Genomic DNA, 18,336 nt, shown 5'->3' on the forward strand with positions numbered 1-18,336 from the left:
CAGCACCCCAGCACCCCAGCACCCCAGCACCCCAGCACCCCAGCACCCCAGCACCCCAGCACCCCAGCACCCCAGCACCCCAGCACCCCAGCACCCCAGCACCCCAGCACCCCAGCACCCCAGCACCAGATGATGGGACCGGCCGCGCGAGGCAGATCACGTAGCGGACCATTGGAATTTCTCGGGCACGGGTGTCATTGTTGATTTAGCACGTGCCAAATAACCGTGTCCCACCCCCACCGGGCGACCGGACCCACGTCGCTCCATCCCAACCACGCCGCGAGGCCCTCCTCGGCCCGTGTGCACGCCGTCCACCGTCTGGAAGGGGGCATCGCCATGCCTCTGGCCCTGCTCGCCCTGGCTCTCGGGGCGTTCGCCATCGGCACCACCGAGTTCGTGATCATGGGCCTGCTCCCCGAGGTCGCCACCGACCTCGGCGTGCCCATCTCCACCGCCGGATACCTGATCTCCGCGTACGCGCTCGGTGTGGTGATCGGGGCTCCCCTGCTCACCGCCCTGGGCACCCGGCTGCCGCGCAAGACCATGCTGCTCGTGTTCATGGGCGTCTTTCTGGTCGGCAACCTGGCCACCGTGATCACCAGCTCCTACGGCGCGGTGTTCGCCTCCCGCGTGCTCGCGGGGCTTCCGCACGGCGCGTACCTGGGCCTTGCCGCGCTGGTCGCGGCGCACCTGGCCGGCCCGGCCCGGCGGGCGACGGCCGTCGCGCGGGTGATGCTCGGCCTGACCGTGGCGAACATCGTCGGCGTACCCGCCGGAACCCTGCTCGGACAGCTGCTCGGCTGGAGGGTGGCCTTCCTCGTGGTGGTCGCCCTGTCCGCCCTGACCATCGTCGGCGTGGCCCGCTTCGTGCCGCACACCCCGACATCCCGCGTGGGCGGCCTGCGCGGCGAGCTCTCGGCCCTGCGTCACCCACAGGTGATCCTGGGGCTGACCACGGCGGTCTTCGGGTTCGCCGGGGTGTTCGCGGTCTACAGCTACATCTCGCCGATGATGACCGAGCTGGCGGGCATGCCCAGCACCGGGGTCCCGATCGTCCTGGCGCTGTTCGGCGTGGGCATGACCCTGGGCTCGCTGGTGGTCGGCCCGATCGCCGACCGCTGGCTGCGGCCCACCATCTACGTCTCGCTCGGTTCACTGGCCGTCGTGCTCGCGCTGTTCACCCTGACCGTGCACAACCCCTGGACCGCAGCCGCCACCGTGGTGGTTCTGGGCGCCGTCGGCTTCGGCGTGACGGCTCCGCTCCAGGTCCTGGTGATGAGCAAGGCCGAGGCCGCGCCCACAATCGCCTCCGCCACCAACCACTCCGCGTTCAACCTGGCCAACGCCGGTGGCGCCTGGCTGGGCGGTCTCGGTATCGGCATGGGGCTCGGTTACGTCTCCCCCGCCGTGATCGGTGTGGTGCTGGCCCTGGTCGGGCTCGGTATCGCCGTCACCGCCGGACTGGTCGACCGCGAGGGCTCCGGCAACGAACCCTCCTCGGAGAACCACGATGCGGCGGAGGGCCCGGTCTCCGCGCCCGTGGCCCTCGGCTGACCCGACACTGGCGAAGCGCCCGTACCCCCCGGGGGTGCGGGCGCTTCCTCGTGTACCCGACGGAGTGGGTTCGGGGGGTTGACTTCATGGATTGTTAACGCCAACAATGTTGGCCAGCTCACACTGACCCCCTTGAGCCTCTGGAATCCAGAGCCAGAGGGAACTATTCAGCATGCGCATCCGTGAAGGGACCTCTCCTTGGCCACGAATGTTAACGCCCACAATCCTGACGCGGCGACTGGCGAGGGAGCACGCGCGGCGCCCGAACCGGTGGTGATCGGGATCGACTTCGGGACCCTCTCCGGCCGAGCCGTCGTGGTGCGGGTCAGCGACGGCGCCGAACTGGGCACGGCCGAGCACGCGTACCGGCACGGGGTCATCACCGACCGCCTGCCCGACCACGGTGACCCCCTCGAACCGGAGAGCGCGCTCCAGGACCCCGACGACTACCGCGAGGTCCTGAGGCGAGCCGTCCCCGCGGCCCTGCGGGAGTCCGGGATCTCACCCGAGCAGGTCATCGGCGTCGGTACCGACTTCACCTCCTGCACCGTCCTCCCCGTGACCGCCGACGGCACCCCGCTGTGCGAACTCACCGACCTGGCCGACCGTCCGCACGCCTGGCCGAAGCTGTGGCGCCACCACGCGGCCCAGCCCGAGGCCGACGAGATCAACGCCCTGGCGGCCGAACGCGGAGAGTCGTGGCTCCCCCGCTACGGCGGGAGGATCTCCTCCGAGTGGCAGTTCGCCAAGGCCCTCCAGGTGCTGCGCGACGACCCCGACGTGTACGAACGCACCGCGCGCTGGATCGAGGGCGCGGACTGGATCGTCTGGGAGCTGTGCGGACACGAGACCCGTAACGTGTCCTCCGCCGGTTACAAGGGCATCCACCAGGACGGTGCGTGGCCCTCCCGGGACTTCCTGGCCGCTCTGGACCCGCGTTTCACCGACTTCGTCAGTGAGCGGCTCGAGCACCCGCTCTCCCAACTGGGCGAACGCGCGGGCGGGCTCACCGCGCGTGCCGCCGCCTGGACCGGGCTCCCGGAGGGCACCCCCGTCGCCGTCGGCAACATCGACGCGCACGTCACCGCGGCCACCGCCCGGACCACCGGCCCCGGTCGGATGCTCGCCATCATGGGGACCAGCACCTGCCACGTGATGAACTCCGAGGTCCTGGCCGAGGTGCCGGGCATGTGCGGCATGGCCCTGGGCGGGATCACGCCGGGCATGTGGGGCTACGAGGCCGGGCAGAGCGGCGTGGGCGACATCTTCGGGTGGTTCGTCGACACCCACGTGCCCCCGGCCTACCACGAGGAGGCCGCCGCGAAGGGGGTGTCCGTCCACGAGCTGCTCTCCGACAGGGCCGCCCGCGCGGCCGTGGGCGAGCACGGTCTGGTGGCCCTGGACTGGCACAGCGGCAACCGCTCGGTCCTGGTCGACCACTCCCTGTCCGGTGTGCTGGTGGGCATGACCCTGGCCACCCGTCCCGAGGACGTCTACCGGGCCCTGGTGGAGGCCACCGCCTTCGGCACCCGCACCATCGTCGAGGCCTTCACCGGCGCCGGGATCCCGGTGCACGACTTCACCGTGGGCGGCGGGATGGTCCGCAACCCCTTCGTCCTCCAGGTCTACGCCGACGTTCTGAACAGACCCCTGCGCGTGGTGGACACCGAACACAGCTGCGCGGTGGGTGCCGCGATCCACGCCGCGGTCGCTGCCGGGGCGCACCCGGACGTCCACGCGGCCTCCGAGGCGATGGGACGGGTCCGCGCCGACACCGTGGACCCCGACCCGAAGCGCGCCGCCACCTACGACTCGCTGTTCGCGATCTACACCGAACTCCACGACCACTTCGGCCGGGGCGGCAGCGACAGCCTCCGTCGGCTGCGCGCACTGCGGGGCGCCGCGTTCACGACCGGTGCCTCCAGTGACAGCACCAGTCCCGGCGCTACCTCCGGCCGTCCCACCGGCGCAGCCCCAGGCGCCACCAGTGGCACGACCGGCCTCACCAGCGCCCCCGATCAGCCCACCGGCGCTCCCGTCGGCACCGCCTCGAGCAACACCTCCACCGCCCCCACCACCGAGGGAGAGCGATGACCTCCACCGACGCGCCCCGAACGGACGCGCACCACCAACTCACCCACCACCGCGAGGAGGTCGAGCGCCTGCGCCTGAGGGTCTGCGAGCTCCACGGGGAACTGCCCCGGTGGAACCTGGTGACCTGGACCAGCGGCAACATCTCCGCCCGCGTCCCCGGCACGGACCTGATGGTGATCAAGCCCAGCGGTGTCTCCTACGACGACCTCCGTCCCCGCGACGTCGTCGTGTGCGACCTGCACGGGCGCCTGGTCGAGGGCGACCACAACCCCTCCAGTGACACCGACGCCCACGCCCACGTCTACCGTGCCCGCCCCGACGTCGGCGGGGTCGTGCACACCCACAGCCCCTACGCCACCGCCTGGGCCGCCCGGGGCGAGCCCATCCCCTGCGCGGTCACCGCGATGGCGGACGAGTTCGGCGGCGACATCCCGGTCGGTCCGTTCGCGCTCATCGGCGACGACTCCATCGGCAGGGGCATCGTCGAGACCCTGGAGGGCCACCGCTCCCCGGCCGTCCTCATGCGGGGCCACGGTGTGTTCACCGTCGGTGCCTCCGCCAAGGCCGCGGTCAAGGCCGCCGTGATGTGCGAGGACGTGGCCCGCACCGTCCACATCGCCCGCCAGGGCGGTCCCGTCGAACGCCTCCCCCAGGAGGCCGTCGACGCCCTCTACCACCGCTACCAGAACGCCTACGGACAGTAAGGAAACCCCGTGCCCCCACCCATGCCCCCCGCGAGCGACAACCCGGCGGTGCGCACCCGCCTCCCCCGGATCGGGCTCCTCGGCGTCATGCAACCGCTCTACGACGCCATGATCCCGGGCATCACGGAGCACCAGGCCGCCTACGCCCAACAGCTCGCCGACGGCCTCTCCGACGCCGCCGAGTGGACCCTCGCCCCACCGGTCCGCGGCCGGGAGGACGCCGAGGCGGCGATCCGCGACTTCGAGGGCCAGGACCTGGACGGGGTCCTCGTCGTCATGCTCACCTACGGCCCCTCCCTCCGCGTCACGCGGGCCCTGACCGGGACCCGGCTCCCCCTCGCGCTCGCCAACACCCAGCCCGACCCGGCGGTCAGCGCCTCCTGGGACATGGACGACATGACCTACAACCAGGGCATCCACGGGGCGCAGGACACCGCCAACGCCCTGGTGCGGGCCGGGATCGACTTCGACGTCATCACCGGTGACTGGCAGAGCCCCGAGTTCGTGGAGCGGGTGGACCGCTGGGCCCGGGCCGCGCACACCGTCAGCGCGCTGCGGCGGCTGCGCGTGGGCGTGTTCGGCTACCCGATGAACGGCATGGGCGACGCCCGCGTGGACGAGACCGCCCTGCTGCGCAAGCTCGGCCCCGAGGTGCACGTGATCGCCCCCGGCGCCCTGCACCGCACCATGGCCGACCTGCCCGAGCGCGCCGTGAGCGACCTCCTCGCCTGGGAGGACGAGGTGTTCGACGTGGACGACCGGCTCTCCGGGGAGGAACGCGAGGACCACGCCCGGATGCAGCTGGGCATCGAACACCTGCTGGAGGAATCGGGCTGCGGCGCCTACTCCACCCACTTCGACGCCATCGGCGAGGACGGCCGCTTCGCCCGTCTTCCCATGGCGGCCGCGTCCACCCTGATGGCCCAGGGGTACGGGTTCGCCGGAGAGGGCGACGTGCTGGCGGCGTCCGTCGTCTACGCCGGGCACCAGCTGGCGGGGGACGGTCACTTCACCGAGATGTACGCGATGGACTTCCCCAGCGACTCCATCCTGATGAGCCACATGGGCGAGGGCAACTGGCGGCTGGCCCGCGACGACGAGCCGACCCGGATGATCAAGCGCCCGCTGGGCATCGGCGGCCTGGCCGACCCGCCCACCATCCTGTTCCGGTACCGCCCGGGTCCCGCGACCCTGGCCTCCCTCGTCTCGCTGGGCGGAGAGCGCTTCCGCCTCGTGGTGGCCGAGGGCGAGGTACTGGACTCCCCCGAGCTGCCCGCTCTGGAGATGCCCTACGGCCAGTTCCGCCCCTCGTCGGGTGTGCGGGGGTGCATGGACGCCTGGCTGCGTGCGGGCGGCACCCACCACATGGTCATGAACTCCGGTCACATCGCGCGGGACTGGAAGGTCCTGTGCGAGCTGGCCGGGATCGAGTACGCCCCGGTCTGAGGCCCCCCACGACCGCCGCTGACGGGCACCGACGGGCGCAGAAGCGCCGTCCTCCCCCTCCCACACACCCAGGAAAGCAGGCCCCGATGTCACGACCACCACTCCTACCCCTCGCCGCGGCGCTCGTCAGCGTCGGCCTGGCCCTGACCGCCTGCAACGGGGTCGGCGACGCCGCCCGACCCCAGGGCGAGAACGGCGTCATCGGCATCGCCATGCCCACCCAGTCGTCCGAACGGTGGGTCAACGACGGCGCCAACATGGTCGCCGAGTTCGAGGAGCGCGGCTACGGCACCGACCTCCAGTACGCCGAGGACGTCGTCCAGGACCAGATCTCCCAGATCGAGAACATGATCACGCGGGGGGTGGACGTCCTGGTCATCGCGTCCATCGACGGTGAGGCGCTCGGCGACGTGATCGACACGGCCGCCAGCAACGACATCCCGGTGATCGCCTACGACCGGCTGATCATGGGCAGCGAGAACGTGGACTACTACGCCACCTTCGACAACTTCGAGGTCGGCGTGCTCCAAGGGCAGTACGTCGTCGACTCGCTGGACCTGGAGAACGAGGACGGTCCGTTCAACATCGAGCTGTTCGGCGGCTCCCCCGACGACAACAACGCCTACTTCTTCAACGAGGGCGCGATGTCGGTGCTCCAACCGCACATCGACGACGGCACCCTCGACGTGCGCAGCGGGCAGACCTCCATGGAACAGATCGCGACGCCGCGGTGGGACGGTGCGGTGGCCCAGTCGCGGATGGACAACCTGCTCAGCGCCAACTACTCCAGCGAGGACGTCGACGCGGTCCTGTCCCCCTTCGACGGCATCAGCCTCGGGGTGATCGAGTCCCTGCGGGCGGTGGGTTACGGCTCCGAGTCGCGCCCCCTGCCGATCGTCACCGGACAGGACGCCGACCTGTCCTCGGTGCGGTCCATCATCGCCGGTGAGCAGACCCAGACCGTCTTCAAGGACACGCGCGCGCTGGCCACGCAGACCGTCGACATGTCCGAGGCGATCCTGGCTGGCGAGGATGTGCCGGTCAACGACACCGACACCTACGACAACGGCGCCAGGGTCGTGCCCTCGTTCCTGTTGGAGCCGGTCTCGGTGGACCTGGACAACTACCACGAGGTGCTGGTCGAGAGCGGCTACTACGAGGAGACCGACCTCGAATGAGCACCCCGAACCGCGTGCCCGCTCCCCCGGGGCCACTGCTGCGCATGCGCGACATCCGCAAGGAGTTCCCCGGGGTCCGGGCCCTGGACGGTGTCTCCCTGGACGTGGCCCACGGAAGCGTCCACGCCCTCATGGGCGAGAACGGTGCGGGCAAGTCCACCCTGATGAAGGTGCTCAGCGGTGTGCACCCGGCGGGTTCCTTCACCGGACTGGTGGAGGTGGCCGGCGAGCCCCGCGCCTTCTCCGACGTCGCGGCCAGCGAGCGGGCCGGGATCGCGATCATCCACCAGGAACTCGCCCTCGTCCCGCAGCTGTCCCTCAGCGAGAACGTGCTCCTGGGGCACGAGGAGACCCGGTTCGGCGTCATCGACTGGGGCGCCACCCACGCCCGGGCGCGCGAACTGCTGGTGCGGGTGGGGCTGGACGAGAACCCCGCCACCGCCGTCTCCGCGCTGAGCATCGGCGCCCAGCAGATGGTGGAGATCGCCAAGGCGCTGGCCAAGGACGTGCGGCTGCTGATCCTGGACGAGCCGACCTCGGCGCTCAACGAGGCCGAGAGCGACCGGTTGCTGGACCTGCTCCTGGACCTGCGGGGGCAGGGAGTGGCGTGCGTGCTCATCTCGCACAAGCTCGGTGAGGTGATGCGGGTCAGCGACGAGGTCACCATCCTGCGCGACGGCCGCACCGTGGAGACCCTGGCCGTGGAACGCGACGACCAGGGCCGGCCCTCGATCGACGAGGACCGCGTCATCCGGGGGATGGTCGGACGGGATCTGGACCAGCGCTACCCCGATCCCGACGGCGAGATCGGCCCGGTCCGCTTCGAGGTGCGCGACTGGACCGTGGACCACCCCACCCAGGCGGGCCGACGCATGGTCGAGGGTGTTGACCTGACCCTCCGCAGTGGCGAGGTCGTGGGGCTGGCCGGGCTCATGGGGGCCGGACGCACGGAGTTCGCGATGAGCCTGTTCGGGCGTTCCTACGGCCGCTACGTCCGGGGCAGCCTGCTCCGTGACGGCGCCGAACTGCGCGTGAACGACGTCGCCGACGCCATCGCCGCTGGGGTCGCCTACGTGCCGGAGGACCGCAAGTCGCTGGGGTTGGTCCTGGACGACGACATCCGGCACAACACCACCCTGGCCGCCCTGGGCCGGGTCTCCACTCGCGGGGTCCTCGATCCGGGGCTGGAGACGGTGGAGGCCCGGCACATGAGCGAACGCATGCGCGTGCGCAGCCACGGGGTCGACCAGACCGTGCGCACCCTCAGCGGCGGGAACCAGCAGAAGGTCGTGCTGGGCAAGTGGATGTTCACACGACCCGAACTGTTGATCCTGGACGAACCCACCCGTGGCATCGACGTGGGCGCGAAGTACGAGATCTACCTGATCGTGCGCCGACTGGCGGCCGAGGGTGCCTGTGTACTCCTCATCTCGTCCGAGCTGCCGGAGGTCCTCGGCATGAGCGACCGCGTCTACGCCATGTGCGAGGGGCGCGTCACCGGCCAGGTCGCGGCGGCCGACGCCGACCAGGAAACCCTGATGAGACTCATGACCCGAACCGGGGACCCGACGTGAACCGCCCGACCCGAACCCCCCTGAGGGGGCTGCTGCGGGGCAACACCCGCCAGTACGGCATGGCCATCGCCCTGGTGGCCGTCATCATCCTGTTCCAGGTCCTCACCGGAGGGCTGCTCCTCACCCCGCTCAACATCACCAACCTGATCATGCAGAACTCCTACATCCTGATCCTGGCGATCGGGATGATGCTGGTGATCATCACCGGTCACATCGACCTGTCGGTCGGTTCGGTGGTGGCCTTCACCGGCGCGATGTCAGCGATCATGCTGACCTCGTGGGGGCTGCCGACACTCGTCGTGGTCCCCATCGCGCTGCTGCTGGGCGCGGTCATCGGCGCCTGGCAGGGCTTCTGGATCGCCTACGTGGGGGTTCCCGCGTTCATCGTCACCCTGGCGGGGATGCTGATCTTCCGGGGCGCCACCCTGGCGGCCCTGGGCGGAGAGTCCATCGCCCCGCTCCCGCAGTCGCTGCGGGTGATCGCCAGCGGGTTCCTGCCCGGGCAGACGGACGGGCTCCACCTGCCCACCCTCGCCCTCGGCGTGGTCGGGGCGGCTGCCATCGTGTGGATCCAGTGGCGTTCGCGGGCCCGGTCGCTCGCCCGTGACCTGCCGGTTCCCCCCGCGGCGGTGACGGTCGCGAGTTCGGTGGTGGTGTCCGCAGCCATCGTCGCGTTCACCTACGCGCTGGCCGGGCACAACGGTCTGCCGCTCGTGGGCGTGCTGCTGATCGCGCTCATCGGCGGCTACGCCTTCGTGATGCGCTCCACCACCATGGGACGTCGTGTGTACGCCGTGGGCGGCAGCGAGCGTGCCGCCGCGCTGTCGGGGATCCGCACCAAGCGGGTGACGTTCTGGGTGTTCGTGAACATGGGGGTGCTCTCGGCGCTGGCCGGGCTCATCTTCACCGGCCGTCTGAACGCGGCCACCCCGGGCGCGGGCACCATGTTCGAGCTGGACGCCATCGCGGCGGCCTTCATCGGCGGCGCCTCCGCGTCCGGCGGTGTGGGCAGCGTGATCGGCGCGGTGATCGGCGCTCTGTTCATGGGTGTGCTCAACAACGGCATGTCCCTGATCGGCCTGGGCGTGGACTGGCAGCAGTTCATCAAGGGACTGGTCCTGCTGCTCGCGGTGGCCTTCGACATCTACAACAAGAAGCGCGTGGGCGGTGCGGGGCCGATCCTGCCCGGAATGCGCTCACGCGCGGGTGGCGGCGGCCCCGCTGGCGGAGGCGAACCCGCACGGGTGTCCGGGGGGAGCTCCCCGGCCTGAGTTGACCGCACTCGGTTGGCCGCGGACCGCGACGTGAGGCGGGTCCGCGGCCACGGACGTCCGAGGCGATCTCGCTCGGCGCCCCCATCGGGCCTGGCGAGGTGACCTGCGCCCCGGCCACCCCGGGGGGCAGGTCCGCGCTACCGGGCCTTGGCGCCGATCACGGTCTGACCGCCCCCGGGTGCTCGAAGTTCACTGACGGTCGGCTCCCAACGCAGGGGCCCGGATTGCACTGCGAGCAGGCCCACGGCCTCTCCCCCGCAGCCTCGCGGGGCTCCGGGACCCCGCCCTCAACCGTCGCCCGAGGCCAGCCTTCGGGCGTAGTCGGGGAACGTGATCGGGGCCGCGATCTGTTCGAGGGGAAGGTCGAGCGCCTCCACGAGCGTCTCGGCGTCCACCTCACCGAGCAGGGACCGACGCAGATCGAGCATGCCCCGGTGTTCTTCCGGGGTGAGACTGCCGTGGGCCAGGTGCTCAGCGGCCCGACCACCGATGGCGTCGAGCGACCACAGGCCGAACAGGGGTGTCAGGGCCCTCCCCGCGGGGGTGTCCCCGAGTGAGGTGACGGCCGCGTCGAAGGCGTCGAAGGTCACCCGCCGCGTGTGCGCGCGGGCCAGCGCGAGCAGCAGCCACAGACTCTCGTTCCACCGCTGTGGGGAGGCGGTCGTCTCGGCGGTGCCGCCGAGTGCGGAGCGGGCCTGCTCGCGCAGGCGCCGTTCGTCCTCGCCGAACAGGTACGCCCACATCCGCGGGTCGGAGAGAGGTCGGCCCGGAGGAGGCGCGAGGGAGGGCCGCTCCTCGTCCGCGCCCAGAGCCAGTTCTCGCCCCACGTCCAGGAGGATGAGCCGGTTCTCTCCCCCCGCACTGTTGTAGACGTGGGTGAGGGCCTCATACGAGGGGATCCTGTTGACGGTCAGCGTTCCCTGCGCTCCGCAGCGGCGTCGGGACTCGGCGCAGGCCCGCTCGGCCTCCGCCGTGGCCGTGGCCTTGGCCAGGGACAGTTCACGGCTCACCGAGGACCAGGGCGACCAGGTCATCGCGGCGCCGTCCCGGTCACCGTCGGCGCGCTCGCCCCGAGGCGAGTGCGCGCGGGCCGCACCGACCATGAAGGTGGTGGCGTAGGCGCTCGCGAGTGCTCCGTACACGGACTCCTGTTGGATTCCGTAGTCGATCACGGGCAGGTCCTCGCCCAGTCCGTTCGTCGTCATCCGGTGCTGGGAGTACCGGTGGACGATCCCGGCGCTGGCCCGGGTCACCGCGGCCAACGCGGTGGCTCCGGCCGCGGAAGCCGCGGAGGAGACCGCCAGCGAACGCCTGAGCCTGTCACGCGCGGGCGTGCGCGGTTCGCTGAAGCGCCCCCGGGAGGTGATCTCGGCTCCGTCTCTCAGCCAGCGGCCGAACGGCACGGACGCGCCGTGGAAGGAGACCAGGCAGTGGTCCAGGGGCGAGACCCTGCTGTGGGGCAGGCGATGCACGCGAACACCCGGCAGTGGCCCGTGTTCGTCGCGGATGTCGACCAGGAAGGGGAAGACGCCGTGTTCACCCTGGTCGGTGCACAGCTGTGCGTACACCAGTCCCGTCTGTGCGCGCCCGGAGGCGCCCACCATGGACATGAACTTCGCGGCGTCCGAGGTGGGCGTCGTGATCCTGAACCCGGGAAGGCCCGGGTCGTGTTCGGCCCGGGTGCGCACGGACACGTGGCTGTTGCCGCGTCCGACCTCGGTGATGAGAACGCCGCCGACCGTGGCCATGGAGTCGAGCCGGTCGATGGTCTCGCGCAGTTCGGTGTTGTCGTCGCCGAGCGTGAGCGCGGCGTTGAGGCACACCTCGTAGTGCACCATCGCCCGCAGGAAGAGGGAGGGATCGAGGACCGCCGCGTGTCCGAGGACGTCGAGGAGGCGCTCTGGCGAGCTGAGGGCCTTCCTGCCCCCGCCCAGGCGCTGGTTGAGTGTGTTCAGGCGCTCGTAGGTCAGTTGGTGGAACCCGTCGGTGGAGGGGGTCTCGGTCGGGGCGAAGACCGGGTGCTCGAACAGGCGGGCCGTCTCGGTGTTCCCCTCCTTCCCGTGGTACAGGAGCGCGCGAAGCCGGTTGCGTGTCTCGGTGTCCGTGGGTGGCAACTGTCCTCCTTATCGCGGAGCGGTCGGTGATCCGCTCTGGGCACCCTCGACCACCCTCCGAGCCTGGCGCTGCTCTATCGCGTGGATGGTGGGAGGGTCGAACGCCTGGAACGCGAAGTGGCCCGTGGCGGCCACACGCCCCTGTTGCAGGTAGGAGACCTCCGAACGCATCGGCTGCCTTTCCGCCGACGGCTCGCCGTCACGCGTGAGGGTGAGGCGGAGCGTGACGGGCAGCCAGAACAGGAAGCGCTCGAAGTCGAACGCGCACGCGTGCATGACCGGATAGGGAAGGGGACGCTCCGGTCCCGCCGGGTACAGCGTTCGGGTCGCCCAGGTCGTGGCCTGGATGGCCGCTTCGATGAGCAGCATTCCCGGCAGGTGCTGCCGCTCGGCGGTGTGGTCGTGCATGATCTCGTTGCCGTCCGCGACCACGAGTTCGCACTCCACCGTGGTGCCCTCCACCCTCGGCCGTGCGAGGACCACGTTCTCCTGGATGGCCTTGAGCACCGCCGCGCGCGGCAACGGTGCGGGTGGCGGAGCGTCGAGGAAGACCGTTCGATCTCGGCCGGCCTGCTCGACCACCTGACCCAGGTACTTCCAGTCTCCGGGGGCCACACCGAGGGCGGGGACCAGGTGTCCCTCCCGGAGTTCGCCGACACGCAGTGCGTGCACGACGTCCCTGTAGGTGTGGATCTCGGGGTGCAGACGCGGGGTGGGGAAGCCGTCTCCGACGACCCACAGCCGATCAGCCATGAGGAGCCTCCTCCGGGTCTCGGGGCTGCGGCATGGCGGGGAAGGCCGTCAGGCCTCCGTCCGGTGTCAGGTGCTGACCGGTCACGAAGGAGGCGGCCGGGGAACAGAGGAAGACGGCGGGTCCGGTGACGTCCTCGACCCCTCCCCAGCGACGCATCGGCACGTTGGTGAGGGCGGCCTCGGCTGTGGCGTCCACCTCGTGCAGCGGACTGGTGAGGTGGGTGCGTACCCATCCCGGGCACAGCGCGTTGACGCGTATCCCGTCCGCGGCCCACGCCACGGCGAGGGAGCGGGTGTAGGAGAGCAGGCCGCTCTTGACCGCTCCGTAGGACTCCATGCCCGGCACGGCCACGAGCGCCGCGACGGAGGACATGAACACGACACTGGCTCGGGGGGAACGCCTCAGATGGGGGTGGGCCGCACGGCACAGCCGTACCGCAGCGAACAGGTTGAGGTCCATGACCTGTCGCCATTCCTCGTCAGAGGACTCCGTGACCGGTTTCAGGACCATACGCCCCTCCTGGTCAGCGAGGGGACCACCCGCGTTGTGCACCAGCAGGTCCAGCCCGCCCAGAGCCGAGGCGGTCCGCTCCACGGCGTGCGCCGCCGTCGCCGGATCGCTGAGGTCCCCCGCCACGACCACGGCCTCACCGCCCAGGTCGGTGACCTCGCGTGCCACTTCCTCCAGAGCCCGTTCGTTGCGCGCGCACAGCCCGACGTGCGCTCCGGCTTCGGCCAGAGCGAGGGCGGTGGCCCGGCCGATGCCCTGGGAGGCACCCGTGACCAGGGCCCGGGCACCGTCGAGGCGGAACGTGTCCATGACACTCATGAGGGACCTCCCTGATGGTTTTCACTGTGCTGTTCCTGTGCTGTTCCGGACCAGGTCAGCAGGCCGCACCCCCAGGTCATCCCGGCTCCGAAAGCCAGGAGCAGGACGCGGTCACCGTGACGCAGGCGTCCGGTGGCCTGGGCGTGGGCGAGGCCGAACGGCACCGATCCGGCGCCGATGTTGCCCACGCGGTCACCGGTGATGACGATCTTGTCCTCCGGTATCCCCGCCTGTGCGGCCGCCTTCTTGAGAAGCAGCGGGTTCGGCTGGTGGGACACCACCAGGGCGATGTCCTCCAGAGAGAGATCGTTGTCCTCCAGGCACTCCCGAACCATGAGAGGGAACTGCCGGAGGGTGAAGTCGCTGATGGCCCGGCCGTTCATGCGGATGGTGTGTTCCCCGGAGCCGACTGTCCCCGTCGACGCCGGACGCCGGGTGCCTCCGGAGAAGACACCGACCAGGTCGGCACCCCGGCCGTCCGCTCCCAGGCGGATCGGGGCCAGGCCCTCTCCCGTGTCTCCCGTTGTCAGGACGACGGCTCCTGCCCCGTCCGCGAAGATCGATGCCGTACCCCGGTCCGCGGGGTCGACGAAACGCGAGTACACCTCGGCTCCGACCACCAGGACCGGTGGAGCGCCGGGTCTGGCGTGCAACCAACACCGGGCGACCTCCAACGCGTAGAGGAAGCCGCTGCACGCTGCCCCCACGTCCATCGCGACCGCGTTCAGTGCCCCGAGACCGCCCTGGATCCGACAGGCGACCGAGGGTCCGAGCTCGTCCGGCAGTGAGGTGGCGCTGACGATGAGGCCGAGTTCCTCCGGTCGCCGTCCGGCGGAGGCCAACGCCTTCTCGGCCGCACGCGCGGCCAGGTCCGAGGTGGCCTCGTCCGGGGCCGCGCGCCTACGGGTTCGCACCCCCGTTCGCTGGGCGATCCAGTCGGCTGAGACCCCCGCTCGTTCAGCGACCTGACCATTGGTGACTTCTTCACTGGGCAGGTATCCGCCCACCCCGGAAATGACAACAGACAACAGACCTCCAGCCCTTTTTCGCAATTACGATATAGGGCCCATTTTTCCCGGACACGACACAAGAAAACCTCTCATCTCATTTGTTAAACAAGGGGAAGATGAGCTTGGAATTACTGCTGTTGTTCGGGCGAATTTCTGTCGTCGGCGGTTATCTCATGATCATTGGATCAGCCGGGCTCCGTGCACCTCGCCCAGGAACATGCGACACCCAGGGCGAACCTCATGGCCGATTGAACTGGGATGACGCCGCTCCGGGTGGCTTGGTGGACCGTGGGCCACGAGCATTGAGCGTCGCATCGACCCGCTTCCAGAGGCGGACTGTCCCCCACTCACCTCAGCCATCACAGTCCGAAATGGGAGGACATTTCCGATTCACACCAGATTAACCATCACCCCGAGACAGACAGCAGGGCGCACGAAATACGCCAAGCGGCACAATCCATGACACAGGGAAGCGATTCATCGCTTCTGTAATGAACACTTCTGACAGCAGTCATCCACAAGTCATTCCGATGACTGCTCCGCTTATTCGCCTTCTGTCTCGGCGCGATCGCATAAGGCGATCGGGCTCACTCGGGGAGTGCGCGGCGGCGCGGCTCACGCCTCAGAGCCGGGGTGTCGCCGGGGAGATCGGGCCGATGGGCTCAGTCATGGGGCACCGGGCCCGTTGTGGTGGCCGACCGGGGCGCCCACGCTCTCCCGCTCCACCAGGGTGGGGGTGACGATGCGGCGCTCGGCCTGCTGTTCCCCGGAGATTCCGGAGAGCAGCAGGCTGAGCGCTTCGGCGGCCACGGTGTCGAAGTCGGGGCGCACGGTGGTCAGTGGCGGGATGAAGTAGCCCGCCTCGGGCACGTCGTCGAACCCCACGACGCTGACGTCCCCGGGTACGGAGCGGCCGCGTTCGGACATGGCGCGCAGGATGCCCAGAGCGAGGTGGTCGTTGGCGGCGAACACCGCCGTGACCTCGAGCATCCGGGCGAGCATGAGCCCCGCGCGGTAGCCCGAGGCGGCGCTCCAGTCAGCTGGACTGACCGGCGGAACCTCCGCGCCCGCCTCCTCCAAGGCTTGTCGCCACCCCCGTTGGCGACCGGCGGCGTCGAACCAGTCCTCGGGGCCTCTGACGTGCCAGACCGTCTCGTGGCCCGCGTCCAACAGGCGCCGGGTGGCCAGCCGGGCCCCGGCCTCCTGGTCGACGGTGACCAGCGCGGCCCCGGCGCGTTCGGGGTCACCGTCGACCGCCACCAGGGGGACGTCGGTCGGGACCTCGGTCAGGGCCGCGTCGGCGGCGGCGGTGGGGGCTATCACCACGATTCCCGCAGCCCGCTGTTCGCGGTGGTGTTCCACCGCGGCGGTGATGGAGCCCCGGTCCAGGACCCGGACCCGGCGCACGCTGACCACGAAGCCCTGGGCTGCGGCGGCCAGCTCGAAGGCGGCCAGCAGCGAGGAGGGGCCGAAGAGCGTGGAGTTCTGTGCCACCACGCCGATGAGCTGGGATTTGCCGGTCGCCAGCGTGCGCGCCGCCCGGTTGGGTCGGTAGCCGAGTTGTTCGATGGCGGCGCGTACTCGCAGCCTGGTCTGTTCGCGCACGTTGGGGTGACCGTTGAGGACGCGGGAGACGGTCTGGTGGGACACCCCCGCGAGCCGTGCGACGTCCGTCATCGCGGGGTCGCGGTTCGTCCGGGTGAATGAGGAGGTGTGGTCCACCCGTGACTCCTTGGCTGGCGGTGTGGTGCGGGGACCCCTGTGGTGAGAGTGAGTTGGCGCTAACATATCCCACTCGCCCGAAAGGTTCAATGTTCACGGGTCCAGGAAGGGATGCCAACAGCTGCGCTTGTTAGCGCTCACTCAGGCGCGTAATTCGAATGCCCGCCACGAAGAGCTGTTCGGTCCATCCCCGCCTGCGCGGGAGCTGCACGACGGGCCGGTTCCGCCCCGGAACCATGCTTCTACCGGCTACCCGCCCCCGGATGGGCGGGTAGCCGTTTGCTGGCCGGATGTTGCCAACTCCGCGACAGGTCCAACACACACCGTTACGATCATGGGCGCCCCCGTCTCCCCAGATGGCAACACACCCTCACCCAACGGAGGACACGTGACCATCACCCCCGACGCACCCAGTAGGGCCCCGGGATTCATCTGGCTCGACCTCACCCGCAAGTGCCAACTCGAATGCGCTCACTGCTACAACGAGTCCGGACCTGACGGCGACCACGGCACCATGACCCGGGCCGACTGGTTGCGCACGATCGACCAGGCCGCCGACACCGGCACCCGCCACATCCAACTCATCGGTGGCGAACCCACCCTGCACCCCGATGCCCTGGAGATCGCCGAACACGCTCTGGAGCTGGGGTTGTCCGTCGAGGTGTACTCCAACCTCGTCCACGTCACCCCCCAGTGGTGGAGCCTGCTCCAGCGTCCCGGCATGTCACTCGCAACCTCCTACTACGGGTCCGACCCGGACCAGCACAACGCCATGACCGGACGCCCGACGTCGCACCGGCACACCCGGGCGAACATCGTCCGCGCCCTGGAAGCGAACATCCCGCTCAGGGTCGCCATCATCACCTCGGACGGCACTGGTGTGGCCGAGACCCGTGCAGAGCTCGCGCAGCTAGGGGTCGCCCGCATCGGCGTCGACCACGTTCGCCCCTACGGGCGCGGCGCCCAGGCCCAGGAGCCGGACTGTACCGGGTTGTGCGGGGCGTGCGGCGACGGCCGGGCTTCAGTCGCCCCAGACGGGTCAGTGTCCCCCTGCGTGTTCTCCACCTGGATCAGCGCAGGAAACGTCCGCCAAGAACCGCTGGCCGATATCCTGACCGGCCACGACATGAGCAACGCCCGGACCGCCATCCAAGAAGCCAAGGGACCAGACAAAGACGAAGATGACGACCACACCATCATCACCTGCGAACCGGACCACTGGTGCTCTCCCGGAAGCCCCGGAAGCATTTGCAACCCCCGCCGCTGAGGACACCATGATCCCGTTCACCGACCTCATTCGTGCCCACACCGGGGAGGCCAGCCGGGTCCGCCCCGCTGGTGAAGGCCACGGCTGGAGCACCCCGGCCCTCGTCAGCAGCGACCAGGGCGAGTTCTTCGTCAAAGGAGTCCCGAACCGGCCCGGCGGGCGCCTGGACTCCGCCCGGCGGGAGGCGACCATCAACCCGTTCGTCCGGGACGTTACCCCGACGATGCGGTGGCAGGCCGAGGACGAGCACTGGTTCGTGATGGGCTTCGACGCCATCGAGGGCAGGCCCGCCGATTTCCTGCCGGGCTCGTCCGATCTGGGCCGGGTCGTGGAGGTCCTGAACAGGGTGTCAAAGATCCCCTTGCCCGCTGTGGCCCGGGGTTGGGAGGAGACCCGGTGGGACCGTTTCGCTACCGATGACGAGAAGGCTCTCTTGCGCGGGGACTCGTTGACCTACACCGACGTCCACGAACTCAACTTCCTCCTCACCGAGGGCGGGACGTGGCTCCTGGACTGGGGGTGGCCCACGCACGGAGCGCCGATCATCATGCCCTCGGACCTGGCTGTTCAGCTCGTCGCCGCCCACCACTCCCCTGAGTCCGCTGAGGGATGGGTTGGGCAGCTGGAGGCGTGGAAGGCGTCTTCGCTGGAGAGCGCGATCGCGTTCGCGCGCGCCAACGTGGGCCTGTATGAGTGGCAGGTTGAGGCCCGCCCTGAGCAGGAATGGTTGGTGGCGATGTTGGACGCGGCGAAGGCGTGGCACCAGCACGTGAAGGGGTGACGTCCCTGCTGGACGCCGTTCGGAGACGGCGGCGCC

The 18,336-nt window shown here is 70.0% G+C and carries 14 protein-coding genes; 9 read left to right on the forward strand and 5 right to left on the reverse strand.

The genetic code is table 11. The features are described 5' to 3' along the window. Window positions 1-336 precede the first annotated feature (336 nt). The 7 genes from KBX21_RS05805 (at window position 337) to mmsB (ending at window position 9,821) form a co-directional block, all read left to right on the forward strand. On the forward strand, window positions 337-1,554 hold the full coding sequence (locus tag KBX21_RS05805; protein ID WP_210841249.1) for an MFS transporter: 1,218 nt from the start codon (window positions 337-339) through the stop codon (window positions 1,552-1,554). 270 nt (window positions 1,555-1,824) lie between these two features. Beyond that, window positions 1,825-3,648: a ribulokinase gene (gene araB, locus KBX21_RS05810; protein WP_307869169.1), complete on the forward strand. Its 1,824-nt coding sequence runs from the start codon at window positions 1,825-1,827 to the stop codon at window positions 3,646-3,648. Then, complete coding sequence (locus tag KBX21_RS05815) at window positions 3,645-4,352, forward strand: L-ribulose-5-phosphate 4-epimerase (RefSeq protein ID WP_049568932.1); 708 nt, start codon at window positions 3,645-3,647, stop codon at window positions 4,350-4,352. Before araB ends, KBX21_RS05815 begins: the two co-directional genes overlap by 4 nt. A 9-nt stretch (window positions 4,353-4,361) precedes the next feature. Beyond that, window positions 4,362-5,798 (forward strand): L-fucose/L-arabinose isomerase family protein, encoded by a 1,437-nt coding sequence (locus KBX21_RS05820; protein WP_210841250.1) that lies wholly within the window; start codon window positions 4,362-4,364, stop codon window positions 5,796-5,798. A gap of 86 nt (window positions 5,799-5,884) precedes the next feature. Then, a complete protein-coding gene (gene chvE, locus KBX21_RS05825; RefSeq protein ID WP_049568939.1) occupies window positions 5,885-6,976 on the forward strand; it encodes a multiple monosaccharide ABC transporter substrate-binding protein in 1,092 nt (363 codons plus the stop codon). Beyond that, the gene (locus tag KBX21_RS05830) at window positions 6,973-8,550 is read left to right on the forward strand and encodes a sugar ABC transporter ATP-binding protein (protein ID WP_210841251.1); all 1,578 of its coding nucleotides are present in this window, start codon (window positions 6,973-6,975) and stop codon (window positions 8,548-8,550) included. Before chvE ends, KBX21_RS05830 begins: the two co-directional genes overlap by 4 nt. Beyond that, window positions 8,547-9,821: a multiple monosaccharide ABC transporter permease gene (mmsB, locus tag KBX21_RS05835; RefSeq protein WP_210841252.1), complete on the forward strand. Its 1,275-nt coding sequence runs from the start codon at window positions 8,547-8,549 to the stop codon at window positions 9,819-9,821. Before KBX21_RS05830 ends, mmsB begins: the two co-directional genes overlap by 4 nt. 290 nt (window positions 9,822-10,111) lie before the next feature. Here mmsB and KBX21_RS05840 read toward each other — a convergent pair whose 3' ends face one another. From KBX21_RS05840 to KBX21_RS05860, 5 genes are all read right to left on the reverse strand, one after another. Next, window positions 10,112-11,938, reverse strand: coding sequence for an acyl-CoA dehydrogenase (locus KBX21_RS05840; RefSeq protein WP_210841253.1), 1,827 nt, complete (start codon window positions 11,936-11,938; stop codon window positions 10,112-10,114). A gap of 9 nt (window positions 11,939-11,947) precedes the next feature. Beyond that, window positions 11,948-12,691 carry an AfsA-related hotdog domain-containing protein gene (locus tag KBX21_RS05845; protein ID WP_210841254.1) on the reverse strand — a complete coding sequence of 248 codons (744 nt, stop codon included), beginning with the start codon at window positions 12,689-12,691 and terminating at the stop codon, window positions 11,948-11,950. Then, window positions 12,684-13,520, reverse strand: coding sequence for an SDR family NAD(P)-dependent oxidoreductase (locus KBX21_RS05850; protein WP_210841255.1), 837 nt, complete (start codon window positions 13,518-13,520; stop codon window positions 12,684-12,686). Before KBX21_RS05850 ends, KBX21_RS05845 begins: the two co-directional genes overlap by 8 nt. Then, entirely contained in the window at window positions 13,517-14,572 is a 1,056-nt protein-coding gene (locus tag KBX21_RS05855; RefSeq protein WP_307869162.1) for a ketoacyl-ACP synthase III, read from the reverse strand. Before KBX21_RS05855 ends, KBX21_RS05850 begins: the two co-directional genes overlap by 4 nt. Before the next feature lie 624 nt (window positions 14,573-15,196). Then, window positions 15,197-16,252, reverse strand: a complete 1,056-nt coding sequence (locus KBX21_RS05860; RefSeq protein WP_210841256.1) for a LacI family DNA-binding transcriptional regulator — start codon at window positions 16,250-16,252, stop codon at window positions 15,197-15,199. 388 nt (window positions 16,253-16,640) lie between these two features. On the opposite strand from KBX21_RS05860, the gene KBX21_RS05865 reads away from it, so the two are divergent. Together KBX21_RS05865 and KBX21_RS05870 are read left to right on the forward strand one after the other, a co-directional pair. Next, window positions 16,641-17,519 carry a radical SAM protein gene (locus KBX21_RS05865; protein ID WP_307869163.1) on the forward strand — a complete coding sequence of 293 codons (879 nt, stop codon included), beginning with the start codon at window positions 16,641-16,643 and terminating at the stop codon, window positions 17,517-17,519. Between the two features lie 7 nt (window positions 17,520-17,526). Next, window positions 17,527-18,300, forward strand: a complete 774-nt coding sequence (locus KBX21_RS05870; RefSeq protein ID WP_210841258.1) for a protein kinase — start codon at window positions 17,527-17,529, stop codon at window positions 18,298-18,300. The last annotated feature ends 36 nt before the right edge of the window (window positions 18,301-18,336 follow it).

The sequence above is a fragment of the Nocardiopsis sp. B62 genome (genome assembly GCF_018070675.1).
GTDB lineage: Bacteria > Actinomycetota > Actinomycetes > Streptosporangiales > Streptosporangiaceae > Nocardiopsis > Nocardiopsis prasina.

What these genes read in the sequence shown, in the direction of transcription:
- KBX21_RS05805 (WP_210841249.1), top strand. Translation starts at nt 337, where the DNA reads ATGCCTCTGGCCCTGCTCGCCCTGGCTCTCGGGGCGTTCGCCATCGGC.
- KBX21_RS05845 (WP_210841254.1), bottom strand. Translation starts at nt 12,691, where the DNA reads ATGGCTGATCGGCTGTGGGTCGTCGGAGACGGCTTCCCCACCCCGCGT.
- chvE (WP_049568939.1), top strand. Translation starts at nt 5,885, where the DNA reads ATGTCACGACCACCACTCCTACCCCTCGCCGCGGCGCTCGTCAGCGTC.
- KBX21_RS05850 (WP_210841255.1), bottom strand. Translation starts at nt 13,520, where the DNA reads ATGAGTGTCATGGACACGTTCCGCCTCGACGGTGCCCGGGCCCTGGTC.
- KBX21_RS05830 (WP_210841251.1), top strand. Translation starts at nt 6,973, where the DNA reads ATGAGCACCCCGAACCGCGTGCCCGCTCCCCCGGGGCCACTGCTGCGC.
- KBX21_RS05870 (WP_210841258.1), top strand. Translation starts at nt 17,527, where the DNA reads ATGATCCCGTTCACCGACCTCATTCGTGCCCACACCGGGGAGGCCAGC.
- KBX21_RS05815 (WP_049568932.1), top strand. Translation starts at nt 3,645, where the DNA reads ATGACCTCCACCGACGCGCCCCGAACGGACGCGCACCACCAACTCACC.